The following is a 14541-nucleotide window of genomic DNA, read 5'->3' as shown; positions in this document are numbered from 1 at the left end:
CATCAGTCCAGGACGATGTTCGCTTCCTTGACGATCTTTCCGTAGACCGCGTAGTCCTTCTGCATGAAGGCGCCGAACTCGGTCGGGGAGTCGCCCACGGGCATCAGGCTGATCTCGGCGAACTTGCCGCGCAGCTCGCCCTTCACCGCCTCGGCCACCACGGCGTTGAGCTTGTCGATGACGGCGGTCGGCGTGCCGGCCGGCGCGGTCATGCCGATCCAGCCGTAGTAGTCGTAGTTCTTCGCGCCGGCTTCGGCCAGGGTGGGCACGGCGGGCAGGGTGTCGACGCGCTTGGGCGTGGTCACGCCCAGGGCCAGCAGCTTGCCGGAGGTGACGAAGGGCACGGCCGTCGGCGAGGTCTCGAACATCATGTTGATCTGGCCGCCGACCAGGTCGGCCAGTGCCGGTGCGCCGCCCTTGTAGGGCACGTGCAGCATGCTGGTGCCGGTCTGGTTCATGAAGATCATGGCCGAGATGTGCTGGGTGCTGCCGGGGCCTGCCGAGCCGTAGGTGAGCACGCCCGGCTTCTGCTTGGCCAGGGCCACCAGTTCGGCCACGTTCTTCACGCCGAGCGAGGGGTTGACGATGAGCACGTTGGGCTGGTCGGCCACCTTCACGACCGGCGCGAAGGCCTTGATCGGGTCGTAGGTGAGCTTGGTGAACAGGTGGCCGTTGGCGGTCAGGCTGGCCGAGGCCATGAGCAGGGTGTAGCCGTCGGCGGGCGACTTGGCGACGTAGTCCATGCCGATGTTGCCGGAGGCGCCGGGGCGGTTGTCGACCAGCACCGGCTGGCCGAGCTTGCGCGACATGACTTCACCGATCATGCGGGCGCTCATGTCGATGCTGCCGCCTGCCGGGTAGGGCACGATGATGCGGATCGGCTTGTTGGGGAATGCCTGTGCGAAGGCGGCGCCGGTGGCGGCCAGCAGCATCGCGACCATGGTGGCGCGCTTGAAGAGGTTCATATAGCTCCCTGACTTTTTCGTGGTTGGTATGCGTGAAGAAAGCGCGGCGCGGCTCAGGCTTTGGCCATCGCTTTGCGGATGATTTCGCTGGTCCCCATGATGTCGGGGTACTTCTCGCCGGCGGTCAGGCGGGCCAGCGTGGTCTTCTCGTCCAGCGACATCTGGATGGCGCGCCTGGCCGATGCCTCGATGTCGGCGCGGGGGATCACCAGCACGCCGTTCTCGTCGGCCAGGATCGCGTCGCCGGGCGTCACCGCCACGCCGCCGCAGGTGACCGGCACGCAGAATTCGCCGCCCAGGCCGAGGCTCTTGACGGTGACCGCGGTGGCGCCCTTGGACCACACCGGCACGCCGTACTGGCGCAGCTCGCCGAGGTCGGTGACGACACCGTCGACGATGATCCCTGCCAGGCCGATGCACTTGGCCGCGTAGGCCAGCGCACCGCCGATGGCGGCGATGGCGGTGTCGCCGCAGCGGTCGAGCACCAGCACGTCGCCGGCACGGGCCTGGCCGATGGCGTAGTGGACAATCGATCCGTCCATGGCCGGCACCCGCGCGGTGATGGCGGTGCCGGAGATGCGCACATCCGGGAAGTGCGCGCGGATCTCGTTGGACATGAAACCGGCGTAGCGGAAATGGCCGATCACCGCCGGCTCGGCCTGGCGCAGCAGGGCCAGTTCGTCAGCGGGAATGGCGGGCGGCAGTGGATTCAAAGTGAACATGGACTCGGTCTTCAGGTAGGTTCAACGGGGGTGGGGTCATGCTCAAAGTCACATTCAGGCAACTCGAAGCGGTGTTCTGGACGGCCCGGCTGGGCACGGTGCATGCGGCGGCCAATCACCTCAACATCACGCAGCCGGCCGTCTCCACCCGCATCCGCGAGTTCGAGGGGCTGCTGGGCAGCCAGGTCTTCACCCGGGTGCACAGCCGGCTGGAGCTGACGGCCGCGGGCCGCAAGATGCTGGTGTTCGCCGAGAAGGCGCTGGCCGCCGGCCAGGACCTCGAGCGGCTGGCCAAGGGCGCGCCGCAGCTCTCGGGCCTGCTGCGCCTGGGGGTGGACGAGACGGCCGCGTCGGTCGGGCTCACCGCGATCCTGCGAGAGATCAAGCGGCTGCACCCGGACCTGCGGGTGGAGATCACGGTGGAGGTCGGCTCCCTGCTCTACGCCAAGGTGGAAAAACGCGAGCTCGACCTGGCGATCCACGCCGGCGGCGGCGAGTCGCCGAGCGTCTTCAAGAAGCACATGGGCGGCATTCCCTTCCACTGGGTGGCCGGCGCGCGAAGTCCGCTGGCCGCCGATGCCAGCGCGGCCGAGCTGGCGCAGTTCCCGATCGTGACGCACCAGCCGGGCACCACGCTGTACGCGCTGGTGCACGACTGGTTTCGCCAGAGCGGCTTCTCCCTGGCCGACCTGAGCCTGTGCAACTCGCTGGCCGTGATGCAGGACCTGGTGCTCGAAGGGCATGCCATCGCCATCCTGCCGGACGCGCTGACGCGGCGACACGTGGCTCATGGCGCGATGCGGCGGCTGGAGGCGGGCCACCCGATCCCGCCGGTGCCCGGCTTCGTGTCCTGGTCCGACGAGTTCGACGCGTACACGGTCGAGGCGCTGAGCAACATCGTCTCGGGCATTCTTCGAGAAGCCACGTACTACACGCTCTGAACGGCTTCGGCCGGACGCAGCGCGGGCCGGTGCGTGTGCCACGGCGTGGCGCGCTCCAGCGCCTGGCCGATGCGCAGCACGGTGGCTTCGTCATAGGGCAGGCCGACGACCTGGAACGAGGTCGGCAGGCCGTGGCCGTCGAAGCCGTTGGGCAGCGACAGCGCGCACAGGCCCAGGTAGTTGGCCACGCGGGTGAAACGGCTGGGCTGGTTGTCCGGATCGATCGCGTCGATGGCGATCGCGGTGCAGGCCGTGGTGGGCAGCAGCAGGCCCTGCGCGCCGGCATCGGCCATGGCCTGCAGGAAGCGGCGGCCGTGCTGTTCGCGCTGCGCCAGCGCCGCCAGGTAGCGGCTGGAGCTGACCTCCGAGCCGGCCATGATGCGGCTGCGCACCACCGGGTCGACCGGCACGTCGGCGTCAAGCGCCTCGGCGCCGAATTCATGGAAGGCTTCGGTCGACACGATGAGCGCGTTGTGCGCCACGTAGCTGGCGAAGGCATCGGGCAGGGCCACGTCGACGATGACGGCGCCCAGGCCCGCCAGCACCACCAGGCTCTGTTCGTAGGCGGCCATCACCGCGGCGTCCACGCCCTCGCATTCGCTGGCCGGGATGCGCGCCAGGCGCAGGCCGGCGACCCCGGCGTCGAGGCCGGAGAGCACGTCCGACGGCGCCCGGCCGAGGGTCGTCGCATCCAGCGGATCGGCGCCCTGCATCAGGCTGTAGAGCAGCGCCGCGTCGGCCACGGTGCGGGTGAGCGGGCCGATGGTGTCCATGGTGCGGCTGAGCGCCACCACACCGGCGGTGCTGATGCGGCCGACCGTCGGCTTGAAGCCCACGATGCCGCAGAAGCCCGCGGGCATGCGGATCGAGCCGCCGGTATCGGTGCCGATGGCCCAGGGCACCAGGCCGGCGGCCACGGCCACGGCCGAGCCGTTGCTCGAGCCGCCTGGCACACGGTGCACCTGCGAATCCCAGGGGTTGCGCGGGGTGCCCAGCGGCGGGTTGGTACCCCAGCCGCCGAGCGCGAATTCCACCGCGTGGGTCTTGCCGAGGCTCACCAGACCGCAGGCCTCGAGCCGGGTCACGATGGTGGCGGTGCGTCCGGCCACGCGGTCCTGGCGCGAGGCCGAGCCGGAGGTGGTCACCTCGCCCTCGATGTCGATCAGATCCTTCCAGGCGATCGGGATGCCGGCATAGGCCTGCCGGGGCTCGGCCGAGACGTCGATCGCATGGGCGCGCGCCAGGGCCTTGGAAAAGTAGACCTCGACGAAGCTGTGCAGGAACTTGTCGTGCTCGCGGATCTGTTCGAGGTAGCGGGCGACGAGGTCTTCGGCGGTGACGGTGCCGTCGCGCAGAGCCTGGGCGATGTCCAGGGCCGATGGGTATTGCATGGGAAGGGGCTTCTGTCTGGGTGGTTGCTCCTCCTCTCAGGCACGACGCGTGCCGGGCGCCGATCAATATTTTTTTCGAACTCGATAAATTGCTTTGGCCGATTCCTGCTCGTGGTGCGTGGTGCGGACCGGCCCGCACGGTTGGCAGCCGCCGTGCATCGTGGCGGTGCACGCCGCGGCGGCCGTGGCTTCAGTCCACGAGATCGGCGTACTGGGGGTGTCGTTCGATATAGGCGGCGATGAAGCGGCACGACGGCCGCACTTTCAGCCCTTGCGCCCGGGCGTCGTCGAGCGCCCGCTCCGCCAGCGCCGAGCCGACGCCACGCCCTTCGAACTCGGGCTGCACCACCGTGTGGGTGAAGACGATCCGGTCCGGCTCGCGGTCGTAGGCGCAGAAGCCGGCAAGCGATTCGCCGATGCGGGCCTCCCACCGTTGTTGGTCCTGCTGTTGATGGATGGTGATGTCGGAGGAAGAAGCCATGGATGATAGAGACCGGATGAAATGGACGAGCCTACGTCGTGTGACGCGATTTGCAATTTGTATTGCACGCAATTGAATTGCTCGATATCATTCGTTTCATGCCCCGCCGCCAGCCATCCGCAAGCACCGCCGCCACCGGCGCGGAGATGCTGCTGCTCGACCGCCAGATCTGCTTTGCGCTGTATTCCACCTCGCTCGCCATGACCAAGGTCTACCAGCCGTTGCTGGGCGCGGTCGGCCTCACCTATCCGCAATATTTGGTGATGCTGATCCTGTGGGAGACCGACCGGGTCACGGTGTCGGCCATCGGCGAGCGGCTTTTTCTGGATTCCGGCACCCTCACGCCGCTGCTCAAGCGGCTGCAGGCCGCCGGCCTCGTCACCCGCGAACGCGACACCGTCGACGAACGCCGGGTGCTCATCGGCCTCACCGACGCCGGCCGGGTCCTGCAGCGGCAGGCCGAAACGATCCCGCCCTGCATCCTGGAGAGCACCGGCTGCAGCGTCCCGGAGCTGGCCGAACTGGTCGGCCGGCTCGACCACCTGCGCCGCCGCCTGATGGCGCCGGGCGACACCGATTCCACCCCACCCACCAACCCCGCCTCGACCGAGGCAGCAATCACGAAGGAAGCACCATGACCATCAAACTCGACAAGGTTCTCTACACCGCCCACGCCACGTCCACCGGTGGCCGTGACGGCTCCTCGAAAAGCTCCGACGGCCTGCTCGACGTGAAGCTGGCACCGCCCAAGGAGCTCGGTGGCGCCGGCGGCGCGACCAACCCCGAGCAGCTGTTCGCCGCCGGTTACTCGGCCTGTTTCCTGGGCGCGCTCAAGCACGTTGCCGCAGCCGAGAAGGTGAAGATTCCGGCGGACGCGTCCATCGACGCCAGCGTCGGCATCGGCCCGATCCCGCAGGGCTTCGGCATCGAGGCCGCGCTCACCATCCACCTGCCGGGTCTGGAGAAGTCGGTCGCCGAAGCCCTGGTCGAGAAGGCTCACCAGGTCTGCCCGTACTCCAACGCGACGCGTGGCAACATCGAAGTGACGCTGACGGTGGCCTAAACAGCGCTCCCCGCGCCACGAGGGCGGATGCGCCGGTTTCGGACCGGCGCGTCCGCCCTTTTTTCATGGGCGGCATTCGTCCGCAAACCCCAGCCGTTCCGGCATCTCGTCCAACGGAAACACCGGCCGCGCCACGTGCACGAACGGGAACCGGCTGTAGTCCGAACTGGTAACCCCGGCGCTGTCGCACTCCACCAGCGCGGCTGACATCGGCACGAACACCGGGCGGCAGTACATGCGCGACTTCAGCAGCAGGAAGCGGCAGCCGCGCGGGTCCAGGCCCACGCATTCGAAGACGCCGACATCCCAGTGCTCGTGGGTGCGCTCGGTCACCACGATGCTGGCGGCTTCGGTCTCGAAGCGCGCGCTGCGGCCCATGTTGAAACGCTGGCCGGTGTAGGTCGGCCCGCTCACGGTGTAGCAGCCGTCGCCCAGTTGCCGCACAGTACCGGTGAGCCGCATCGGCGCTTCGTCGATGCCGATGTGCGCCAGCGAGCGTTTGTTGCCCAGGTCCACGGTCAGCGTCGCGCCCTCGCCGGCGTCGAACATCCGCGCGACCGCCTCGGGGTCGCAGATGGGTCCGACGCCGATGCCCGAGAGCCCCTGCGCCAACGCTTCCTGCAGCACGCCCATGGTGTCGCAGGTGCCGCCGGACATGCAGTTGTCGCCATGGTCGAGCAGCAGCACCGGCCGGCTCGCGCCCTGGCTCAGTTGCCTGGCTCGGGCAATGGACTGGGCCAGCGGCTCGCTGCGGTAGAAGAAGGCGTCGCGCTCGGCCCAGATGCGCTCGGCGATGCGGTCGGCCGTGGCCTGCGCGCGCTCCGGCGAGCCGTCGTCGACCACCACCACGCTCATGCACGGCGCGCTTATGTCGGCCAGCGAGAAGCCCGCGAAGATGCTGACGGCCAGGGCGCCGGCGCCCTCCTCCGCCCTGGCCGTGTCGATGGCGCGCTGCATCGCGCCCTCGAACGAGGCGCTGCGCAGGGTGTGCGACATCAGCGGCAGGCCGCGCCAGCGGGTCACCGGGCGGCGGCGGCCGGCGAGCAGATCGAACAACAGGCGGCCGGCGTGCTCGCCGGTTTCGTACATGTCGACATGCGGATAGGTCTTGAAGCCGACCATCACGTCGGCGTTGTCGACCATGGCGTCGGTGAGATTGCCGTGCAGGTCGAGCGCCACCGCGATCGGCACGCCGGGCGCGGCGGCACGCACGCGACGCAGCAGGTCGCCTTCGCCGTCGGCGCTGTTCTCGGCCACCATCGCGCCGTGCAGGTCGAGCAGGATCGCGTCGCAGCCCGGGGCGGCGGCGACGATGCGGTCGGTGAGTTGGGTGTAGGCGGCGGCGTCGACCGGGCCGCTCGGGTTGGCCGATGCCGATACGGGTGTGACCAGCGTGGCGCCGTGCCGCTCGGCCAGGTCGATGAAGGCCGACATCGCCGTGCGCATGCCCTGGTTGTCGCGGTAGGCGGCTTCGTCGAAGGTGGCGCCTTCGGGGCCGAAGTCGGCCAGCGTCGTGGGCACCGGCGAGAAGGTGTTGGTCTCGTGGTTGAGGCGCGCGATCAGGACTTTCATGGGCGAACGGGATCCGGGCGGAAGCAGGTCAAAAGAAGAAGCGTAGACGCCCGCAAGAATCAGGCCCCGCCGCCCGGCTGCGGGGGCGGACAATGCCGGGATGTCGCAGCCCCCTGTTTCGTCTCTTCCGCCCGCGTCCGGCGACGTGCTCCACCCTTACGCCACGCTCGGCCCGGAGACCGTGCTCGACGCGCTGGCCTCCATCGGCCTGTTCGGCGAGGGCCAGCTGATGGCCTTGTCGTCCTACGAGAATCGCGTCTACCAGGTGCGCCTGGAAGACGGCTCGCAGGTCATCGCCAAGTTCTACCGGCCCGGCCGCTGGAGCGATGCGCAGATCGCCGAGGAACACGCTTTTTCGGCCGAGCTCACCGCCGCCGAGGTGCCGGCCGTGGCGCCCATGACCATTGCCGGCAGCACGCTGCACCATCACGCGGGCTTCGCCTTCAGCGTGAGCCCGCGGCGCGGCGGCCGCTCGCCCGAACTCGACGACGACGAGGTGCTGGAGTGGACCGGCCGCTTCCTCGCGCGCCTGCACACGGTGGGCGCGGCGCGGCCCTTCATCACCCGGCCGGCGCTCGACATCCACACCTTCGGCCACGAGCCGCGCGACTGGCTGATGCGCCACCAGGGCCTGCCGCTGGATGTGCAGAGCGAATGGCTGTCGGCGTGCGACGCCGCGCTGGCCGCCGTGGCCGCGAGCGAGCTCGGCTCGGTCACGCCGCGCTCCACGGCCACCGACGATGACGATGACGAATACCGCGACGGCCCGCCCGACCAGCCGCTGCCGATGGCCGCGATCCGGCTGCACGGCGACTGCCATCCGGGCAACATCCTGTGGACGCCGGCCGAGTCGCCCGGCGGCGGCCCGCACTTCGTGGACCTGGACGACGCACGCACCGGCCCGGCCATCCAGGACCTGTGGATGCTGGCCTCGGGCGACCGCCGCCAGCGCACCGGTCAGCTCTCCGTGCTGATCGACGGCTACGAGCAGGTGCGGCGTTTCGACCGGCGCGAGCTGGCGCTCATCGAGCCGCTGCGCACCCTGCGGCTGCTGCACTACAGCGCTTGGCTGGCGCGGCGCTGGGACGACCCGGCGTTTCCCGCCGCCTTCCCGTGGTTCGGCAGCAGCGACTACTGGCGTGGTCAGGCGCGCATCCTTCGCGAGCAGGTCGATGCGATGGAGGAGCCGCCGCTGATGGTCTGAGCGCCGGTGCGGCGGCGGCTCAGTGCGCGTTGCGGATCGCGGCCTCGACCAGGTCGAGCTCATGCGTGAGCGTGCGCAGGGTCTCGTCGTTGATGCGATGGCGCAGTCGCAGGCGGGCCAGCTCGCGGCGCTCGACCTGCAGCAGTTCCAGGCGCAGCCGCAACTCCAGTGCGATCAGCTGGCGCGAGCGCAGGCGCCCGTCGGCGTCGGGGCCGTCCTGGCGCAAGCGGTGGCGGTAGCCGTGGTCGATGCGCTCGCAGATGCCCTGGTGCAGCTCGCGTTGATCGTCGTGCTCCGGCCGCTCGGCGGCGACGCCCAGGGCGCGCAGCGCGGCGCGGGCGCTGCAGCGGCGCGCCCATAGCAGTTCGCGGTCGCCATGGGCCTCGGCGCCGTCGTGGCCCACGCGGCGCAGCAAGGGCGGCAGCGCGATCGTGGCCAGCGCCATCGACAGCACGATGACCAGGCCGGACAAGAACACCATCAGCCCGCGCATCGCGAACGGCGAGCCGTCGGCCATGGTGAGCGGCACGCCGAGCACGGCCACCAGCGTGATCGCGCCGCGCACCCCGCCGATAGCGCCGACGGCGGCCATGGCCAGCGACATCGGCGCGCCCGAGCTGCGCCGCCGCAGCCAGGGCACATGGCGGCGCGCCAGGCCGGCGGCCACGAAACCGGCGAAACGCACCGCCAGCAGCAGCACCAGGATCGCCAGGCCGGTGCCCCACAGGCGCAGCGCCGAGGGACTGAAGGGCGAATCCAGCAGATTGAGCTGGTTCGGCAGCGCCCGCAGAATGCCCGAGAGCTGCAGGCCGAGCAGCAGGAAGACCAGGCCGTCGAACACATAACGCACCACCGCGCCGGTGGCCCGGGTGCGCACATGGCTGGCGTTGAAACCGCTGCGTCGCACCGCCAGCAGGCTGGCACCCACGCCGGCCGCCACGGCCGCCAGCACGCCCGACAGGTGCAGGTGCTCGGCCAGCAGGTAGGGCGCGAACGGCGTCAGCAGCAGGAGCAGCACCGTCGGCATTTCCATGCGGTGTTCGCGCCCGCGCAGCAGCACCGCCTGCAGCAGGTCGAAGACCACGCTGCAGAGCAGCCCCACCGCGATGCCGCCGGCAGCCATCACCACGAAGTCGGCCACCGCGCCCATCGGCGAGAAGGCCTGCGCCATGACCGCCGCCAGCGCGAACTTCACCGCGACCAGGGCCGAGGCGTCGTTCATCAACGACTCGCCTTCGAGGATGTTCTGCAGCCGCGCCGGCAGCCGCTGCCGCTGCGCCATGGCCGACACCGCCACCGCGTCGGTCGGCGACAGCACCGCCGCCAGCAAGAAAGCCATAGGAAGCGGTAACACCGGCACCAGCCAGGCGATGCCCCAGCCGCCGATCAGCACCGTGGCGAGCACCAGCCCGACCGACAGAGCCAGTACGGGAAGCGACTGCGCGCCGAGCTCGCGCTTGGAGATCAGCCAGCCGTCGGCGAACAGCATCGGCGGAATGAACAGCAGCATGAACACCTGCGGCTCCAGCGCCAGGTGAATGCCGCTTCGCGGCCAGCCGCAGATCGCGCCGAGCGCCAGTTGCAACAGCGGCAGCGGCACGCGCGGCCACCAGCGGGCGATGAACCCGGCGACCGCCACCAGGGTGAGCAGGGCCAGTACGGTGGTGAGCAAGGTCATGCACCGGCACTCTAGGCACGGCGCATTAGCGCTGGATGAAGCCGCGGTGAAGCGCGGCCCCAGCGTGGATGAAGCCTTGAACGCAGTCGTAAGCGGGATGTATCGGGCGACCGGCGCGGTCACCCGATGCGCGCCGACTCAGGCCGGCAGCGCGCGAGGTGCGGTCGTGGCGACCTGGGGCATGCCGCAGAAGTTGAAGTCCACTTCCGGACGGCGGCCCGACATGAGTTCGGCCAGCGCCCGGCCGGAGCCGCAGCCGTGTGTCCAGCCCAGCGTGCCGTGGCCGGTGTTGAGGAACAGGCCCTCGACCTTGCTGCGGCCGATGTAGGGCACGTTGCCGGGCGTGGCCGGGCGCAGGCCGGCCCAGAAGCTGGCGAGCTCGGGCCGGCTGACACCCGGGAACACCTCCAGCGTGCGCCGCACGATGGCTTCGCAGCGCACCGGGTTGAGCGCCAGGCCGTAGCCGTTGAGCTCGGCCGTGCCGGCGATGCGCAGCCGGTCGCCGAAGCGCGAGAAGACGAGCTTGTATTCGTCGTCGGTCAGGCTGACGCTCGGCGCCTTGCTGGCGTCGAGCACCGGCAGCGTGGCCGAGTAGCCCTTGGCCGGATACACGTCGAGCGACACGCCCACGCTCTTGGCCAGCAGCGGGCTGAAGCTGCCGGCGGCCAGCACGTAGGCGTCGGCCTTGAGCGTCTCGTACATGCCTTCTTCGTTGGCCAGCTCCACGCCGGTCATGCGGCCGCCCTCGGCGCGCAGCGCCTGGATGCGCACGCCGTAGCGGAATTGAACGCCGCGCTCGGCCGCGCGCTGCGCCAGGCCGGTGGTGAACTTGTGCACGTCGCCGGATTCGTCGGCGCCGGTATAGGTGGCGCCGGCCAGGCGCGGGCGGATGTGGGCCATGGCGGGCTCCAGTCGCACGACCTGGTCGGCATCGATCACCTCGCGTTCGCAGCCAAGTTCGCGCATGACCCGCGCCGGCTCCAGCGCCAGGTCGAATTCCTTCTGGCTGGTGTAGTAGTGCAGGATGCCTTTTTCGAGGTGGTCGTAGGCGATGCCGGTGTCGCGGCGCAGCTGCTGCAGGCTGTCGCGGCTGTAGGTGCCCAGGTTGAGCAACTGGATCATGTTGCGGGTGGACCGCGCCGCCGGACATTCCACGAGGAACTTCAAGCCCCAGCGCCACTGGGCCGGATCGGCGCGCAGGCGAAACAGCAGGGGAGCGTCTTCGCGGCCCAGCCACTTGAGCAGCTTGAGCGGCGCCGACGGATTGGCCCAGGGCTCGGCGTGGCTGACGGAGATCTGGCCGCCATTGCCGAAGCTGGTTTCACGCGCCGCGCCCGCGTTGCGCTCGAGGACGGTGACTTCGTGGCCGGCCTGTTGCAGGTACCAGGCGGTGGAGGTGCCGATCACGCCGGCGCCCATCACGATGACTTTCATGGATGCTTCTCCCAGACAAAGGAAAGGGCAGCAGGCGTGGCGCGTCTTTGAAAATGAAAGACGGCTGCGCCGCTGCCCCACTGTCCTTTTGCCTGAGAGATTCGCCGCGCTCGACGAGCACGGCTTGCACCTTCGGCGGCTGCATCGGCGGGCGCGGGGCCTGCCGGCAACACTCTCCAGTTATTGGAAAAATCCAGTCCTTTGACCTGAGCGTTTCGGGGATACGCCTTCGGTAGACACCATGACGGCGAACTTCTCCTGGAAGCCGCGATTATGCGGGCTTCGGTGCCGAAACCAAGCCCAAATCTGTCAGGCTCGCCACAAAATCGCGCTTCAGTCGAGATAACGCAAGCCGACCTTCTCCAGCGCCGGGCGCATGTCGTACATGTCGAGACCCAGCACGCCGGAGGCCAGCCGGGCGCGCTTGTCGGCCTCCAGCGACTCGCGCCGGCGGGCCTTGTCGAGCGTGGCGGCCGCCTGGTGACGCGGCACGCAGACCACACCGTCGTCGTCGGCTACCACCACGTCGCCGGGCTCGACCAGCATGCCGGCGCACACCACCGGCACGTTGACCGAACCGAGCGTGGCCTTGACGCAGCCCTTGGCGCTGATCGCCCGGCTCCACACCGCAAAGCCCATCTGCTGCAGCACCCGAACGTCGCGCACGCCGCCGTCGATCACCAGGCCCCGCGCGCCCCGCGCCTGGAAGCTGGTGGCGAGCAGGTCGCCGAAGAAGCCGTCGGTGCTGGGTGCCGTGAGCGCGGCCACGACGATGTCGCCGGGCCGGATCTGCTCGGCCGCCACGTGCAGCATCCAGTTGTCGCCCGGATGCAGCAGCACGGTGAGCGCCGTGCCCGCGACCTGCACGTCGGACTGGATCGGCCGCATGTAGGGCGCCAGCAGGCCGACGCGTCCCATGGCCTCGTGCACCGTGGCCGAGCCGAGCGCGGCGAGCCCCTGGGCCACGGCCGCGTCGGCGCGCTGGATGTTGCGATGGACCACGCCGAGTTCAAACATGGGCTCGCTCCTGCAGGCGGGCATCGAGACGCGGAAACACGCGCCGGGCGTTGCCCTGGTAGATCTGCTCGCGCTCGTCGGGCGTGAGCGACGCGGCTTCGATGTAGCGGCGGGTGTCGTCGTAGTGGTGGCCGGTCTGCGGGTCGATGCCGCGCACCGCGCCGATCATCTCGGAGGCGAACAAGATGTTTTTCACCGGAATCACCCGCGCCAGCAGGTCGATGCCGGGCTGGTGGTAGACGCAGGTGTCGAAGTAGAGGTTGCCGAGCAGGTGCTCGTCGAGCGGCGGTTTCTTCATTTCCTGCGCCAGGCCGCGAAAGCGCCCCCAGTGGTAGGGCGCCGCGCCGCCGCCGTGCGGAATGACGAAGCGCAGCGTGGGGAAGTCGGTGAACAGCGCACCCTGGATGCACTGCATGACCGCGGTGGTGTCGGCGTTGAGGTAGTGCGCGCCGGTGGTGTGGAAGCACGCGTTGCAGCTGGTGCTGACGTGGATCATGGCGGGGACGTCGTGCTCCACCATCTTCTCGTAGATCGGCCACCAGTAGCGGTCGGTCAGCGGCGGGCTGGTCCAGTGGCCGCCGGAGGGATCGGGATTGAGGTTGAGGCCGACCGCGCCGTAGTCGGCCACGCAGCGGTCGAGCTCGGCGATGCAGCTGGCCGTGTCATGGCCCGGCGACTGCGGCAGCATCGCGGCGGTGGCGAAGCGGTCCGGGTAGAGCGCGGCCACCCGGGCGCAGAGTTCGTTGCAGATCGCCGCCCAGGCCGACGACACCGCGAAGTCGCCGATGTGGTGCGCCATGAAGCTCGCGCGCGGGCTGAATACGGTCAAGTCGATGCCGCGCCGGTCCATCAGCGTGAGCTGGTTGGCTTCGATCGACTCGCGCAGCTCGTCGTCGCCGATGCGCAGCTCGCTGGCGCGCGGCGCGGTGGTGCCGTCCTGGAAGCTCTGCACCTGGCGACGGCGCCAGTCCTCGAGCGCCTTCGGGGCGGTGGTGTAGTGGCCGTGGCAGTCGATGATCATGGGTGGAATCTCTCCCGGCGCGCTCAGTCGCCCTTGATGTTGGCCGTGCGGATCACCTGCTCCCACTTGGCCGATTCGCTCTTGAGAAAAGCCGCCGTCTCCTGCGGGCTCGAAGGCGTGATGACCGCGCCCAGGCCGTTGAGTCGCTCGCGCACCGCCGGGTCGGCCAGCGCCTTGCGGGTTTCGGCATTCAGTCTGGCGACCACCTCGGCGGGCGTGCCCGCCGGCGCCAGCAGCGTCCACCAGACAGTGGCCTCGAAATTGGGCAGACCGGACTCCGCCATGGTCGGCACGTTGGGCAGCAGGGCCGCACGCTTGTCGCCGCTCACCGCCAGCGCCTTGAGCTTGCCCGACTGGATATGCGGCAACACCTCCAGCGGATTGAGCAACATGAAGGAGACGCGGCCGGCGATCAGGTCGATCAGCGCCGGCGATCCGCCCTTGTAGGCCACGTGCAGGGCGTCGAACTTGCCGACCGACGCCAGCAGCGCTCCGGCCAGATGGCCCGAGCTGCCGTTGCCGGCCGAGCCGTAGGTCATGTCGCCGGGCTTGGCGCGGGCCGCCGCGATCAGCTGCTGCACCGACTGGTACGGCGCCGATGCGGCCGTCACCAGCACCAGCGGCGCATAGCCCAGGCGCGACACCGGCGCGAAATCCTTCAGGCCGTTGAAGGACAGGTTCTGGTAGAGCGTGTTGTTGGTCACCACGCCATTGGCCGCCACGAGCAGGGTGTAGCCGTCGGCCGGCGCCTTGGCGACGTTGTCGGTGCCGATGTTGGCGTTGGCACCGGGCTTGTTGTCGACGATGACCGGCTGGCCCATCTGGGTGCCTAGCTTCTCGGCGACGCTGCGGCCGACGGTGTCGACCGCGCCGCCAGCGGCGAAGGGCACGACCAGCCGGATCAGCTTGTCGGGATAGCTGCCCTGCGCCAGCGCGGGCAGCGACAGCAGGGTGAGCAGCACGGGCGCCACGCGGCGGCGCAGCAGAACGAGAGTCGAGGTCATGTCCGTATCTCCTTTTTCGCGGAGCTTAGGAAGCAGCGTGCAGCGGCA

Annotated in this window: 14 protein-coding genes and 1 riboswitch; of the genes, 4 read left to right on the top strand and 10 right to left on the bottom strand. The window is 69.5% G+C overall.

Features of this window, described 5'->3' with window-relative positions; genetic code table 11:
• Positions 1–2: 2 nt before the first annotated feature.
• Both R9X41_RS01815 and R9X41_RS01810 read right to left on the bottom strand, forming a co-directional pair.
• A complete protein-coding gene (locus R9X41_RS01815; RefSeq protein ID WP_318633197.1) occupies positions 3–965 on the bottom strand; it encodes a Bug family tripartite tricarboxylate transporter substrate binding protein in 963 nt (320 codons plus the stop codon).
• Between the two features lie 53 nt (positions 966–1018).
• Positions 1019–1687: an RraA family protein gene (locus R9X41_RS01810; RefSeq protein ID WP_318633196.1), complete on the bottom strand. Its 669-nt coding sequence runs from the start codon at positions 1685–1687 to the stop codon at positions 1019–1021.
• A gap of 38 nt (positions 1688–1725) precedes the next feature.
• On the opposite strand from R9X41_RS01810, the gene R9X41_RS01805 reads away from it, so the two are divergent.
• The gene (locus R9X41_RS01805) at positions 1726–2628 is read left to right on the top strand and encodes a LysR family transcriptional regulator (protein WP_318633195.1); all 903 of its coding nucleotides are present in this window, start codon (positions 1726–1728) and stop codon (positions 2626–2628) included.
• Here R9X41_RS01805 and R9X41_RS01800 read toward each other — a convergent pair.
• Complete coding sequence (locus tag R9X41_RS01800; RefSeq protein WP_318633194.1) at positions 2616–4019, bottom strand: amidase; 1404 nt, start codon at positions 4017–4019, stop codon at positions 2616–2618. The two genes, R9X41_RS01805 and R9X41_RS01800, sit on opposite strands and share 13 nt — an antisense overlap.
• A 190-nt stretch (positions 4020–4209) precedes the next feature.
• Positions 4210–4500, bottom strand: coding sequence for a GNAT family N-acetyltransferase (locus R9X41_RS01795; RefSeq protein WP_318633193.1), 291 nt, complete (start codon positions 4498–4500; stop codon positions 4210–4212).
• A gap of 98 nt (positions 4501–4598) precedes the next feature.
• Here R9X41_RS01795 and R9X41_RS01790 point away from each other — a divergent pair, with 98 nt between their 5' ends.
• Both R9X41_RS01790 and R9X41_RS01785 read left to right on the top strand, forming a co-directional pair.
• Positions 4599–5138 carry a MarR family winged helix-turn-helix transcriptional regulator gene (locus R9X41_RS01790; protein WP_318633192.1) on the top strand — a complete coding sequence of 180 codons (540 nt, stop codon included), beginning with the start codon at positions 4599–4601 and terminating at the stop codon, positions 5136–5138.
• Entirely contained in the window at positions 5135–5563 is a 429-nt protein-coding gene (locus R9X41_RS01785; protein ID WP_318633191.1) for an organic hydroperoxide resistance protein, read from the top strand. Before R9X41_RS01790 ends, R9X41_RS01785 begins: the two co-directional genes overlap by 4 nt.
• A 63-nt stretch (positions 5564–5626) precedes the next feature.
• On the opposite strand, the gene R9X41_RS01780 is transcribed toward R9X41_RS01785, so the two are convergent.
• Positions 5627–7135: a M81 family metallopeptidase gene (locus R9X41_RS01780; RefSeq protein ID WP_318633190.1), complete on the bottom strand. Its 1509-nt coding sequence runs from the start codon at positions 7133–7135 to the stop codon at positions 5627–5629.
• A gap of 100 nt (positions 7136–7235) precedes the next feature.
• On the opposite strand from R9X41_RS01780, the gene R9X41_RS01775 reads away from it, so the two are divergent.
• Positions 7236–8339 carry a serine/threonine protein kinase gene (locus R9X41_RS01775; protein WP_318633189.1) on the top strand — a complete coding sequence of 368 codons (1104 nt, stop codon included), beginning with the start codon at positions 7236–7238 and terminating at the stop codon, positions 8337–8339.
• 19 nt (positions 8340–8358) lie between these two features.
• Here the strand turns inward: R9X41_RS01775 and R9X41_RS01770 are convergent, their stop codons facing one another.
• The 5 genes from R9X41_RS01770 to R9X41_RS01750 form a co-directional block, all read right to left on the bottom strand.
• On the bottom strand, positions 8359–10017 hold the full coding sequence (locus tag R9X41_RS01770; RefSeq protein ID WP_318633188.1) for a Na+/H+ antiporter: 1659 nt from the start codon (positions 10015–10017) through the stop codon (positions 8359–8361).
• A gap of 138 nt (positions 10018–10155) precedes the next feature.
• Positions 10156–11451, bottom strand: a complete 1296-nt coding sequence (locus R9X41_RS01765) for a D-amino acid dehydrogenase (protein ID WP_318633187.1) — start codon at positions 11449–11451, stop codon at positions 10156–10158.
• 70 nt (positions 11452–11521) lie between these two features.
• Positions 11522–11641, bottom strand: a riboswitch (glycine riboswitch).
• A 143-nt stretch (positions 11642–11784) separates the two neighbouring features.
• Entirely contained in the window at positions 11785–12468 is a 684-nt protein-coding gene (gene ligK, locus R9X41_RS01760; protein WP_318633186.1) for a 4-carboxy-4-hydroxy-2-oxoadipate aldolase/oxaloacetate decarboxylase, read from the bottom strand.
• Complete coding sequence (locus R9X41_RS01755) at positions 12461–13489, bottom strand: amidohydrolase family protein (protein WP_318633185.1); 1029 nt, start codon at positions 13487–13489, stop codon at positions 12461–12463. The genes ligK and R9X41_RS01755 overlap by 8 nt, the downstream gene beginning before the upstream one ends.
• A 23-nt stretch (positions 13490–13512) precedes the next feature.
• Positions 13513–14493, bottom strand: a complete 981-nt coding sequence (locus R9X41_RS01750; RefSeq protein ID WP_318633184.1) for a tripartite tricarboxylate transporter substrate binding protein — start codon at positions 14491–14493, stop codon at positions 13513–13515.
• Between the last annotated feature and the right edge of the window lie 48 nt (positions 14494–14541).

The organism is Xylophilus sp. GOD-11R (genome assembly GCF_033546935.1).
GTDB lineage: Bacteria > Pseudomonadota > Gammaproteobacteria > Burkholderiales > Burkholderiaceae_C > Xylophilus.
This window is presented reverse-complemented; position numbering and strand designations above follow the sequence as displayed.

What these genes read in the sequence shown, in the direction of transcription:
- R9X41_RS01815 (WP_318633197.1), bottom strand. Translation starts at nt 965, where the DNA reads ATGAACCTCTTCAAGCGCGCCACCATGGTCGCGATGCTGCTGGCCGCC.
- R9X41_RS01810 (WP_318633196.1), bottom strand. Translation starts at nt 1,687, where the DNA reads ATGTTCACTTTGAATCCACTGCCGCCCGCCATTCCCGCTGACGAACTG.
- R9X41_RS01805 (WP_318633195.1), top strand. Translation starts at nt 1,726, where the DNA reads ATGCTCAAAGTCACATTCAGGCAACTCGAAGCGGTGTTCTGGACGGCC.
- R9X41_RS01800 (WP_318633194.1), bottom strand. Translation starts at nt 4,019, where the DNA reads ATGCAATACCCATCGGCCCTGGACATCGCCCAGGCTCTGCGCGACGGC.
- R9X41_RS01795 (WP_318633193.1), bottom strand. Translation starts at nt 4,500, where the DNA reads ATGGCTTCTTCCTCCGACATCACCATCCATCAACAGCAGGACCAACAA.
- R9X41_RS01790 (WP_318633192.1), top strand. Translation starts at nt 4,599, where the DNA reads ATGCCCCGCCGCCAGCCATCCGCAAGCACCGCCGCCACCGGCGCGGAG.
- R9X41_RS01785 (WP_318633191.1), top strand. Translation starts at nt 5,135, where the DNA reads ATGACCATCAAACTCGACAAGGTTCTCTACACCGCCCACGCCACGTCC.
- R9X41_RS01780 (WP_318633190.1), bottom strand. Translation starts at nt 7,135, where the DNA reads ATGAAAGTCCTGATCGCGCGCCTCAACCACGAGACCAACACCTTCTCG.
- R9X41_RS01775 (WP_318633189.1), top strand. Translation starts at nt 7,236, where the DNA reads ATGTCGCAGCCCCCTGTTTCGTCTCTTCCGCCCGCGTCCGGCGACGTG.
- R9X41_RS01770 (WP_318633188.1), bottom strand. Translation starts at nt 10,017, where the DNA reads ATGACCTTGCTCACCACCGTACTGGCCCTGCTCACCCTGGTGGCGGTC.
- R9X41_RS01765 (WP_318633187.1), bottom strand. Translation starts at nt 11,451, where the DNA reads ATGAAAGTCATCGTGATGGGCGCCGGCGTGATCGGCACCTCCACCGCC.
- ligK (WP_318633186.1), bottom strand. Translation starts at nt 12,468, where the DNA reads ATGTTTGAACTCGGCGTGGTCCATCGCAACATCCAGCGCGCCGACGCG.
- R9X41_RS01755 (WP_318633185.1), bottom strand. Translation starts at nt 13,489, where the DNA reads ATGATCATCGACTGCCACGGCCACTACACCACCGCCCCGAAGGCGCTC.
- R9X41_RS01750 (WP_318633184.1), bottom strand. Translation starts at nt 14,493, where the DNA reads ATGACCTCGACTCTCGTTCTGCTGCGCCGCCGCGTGGCGCCCGTGCTG.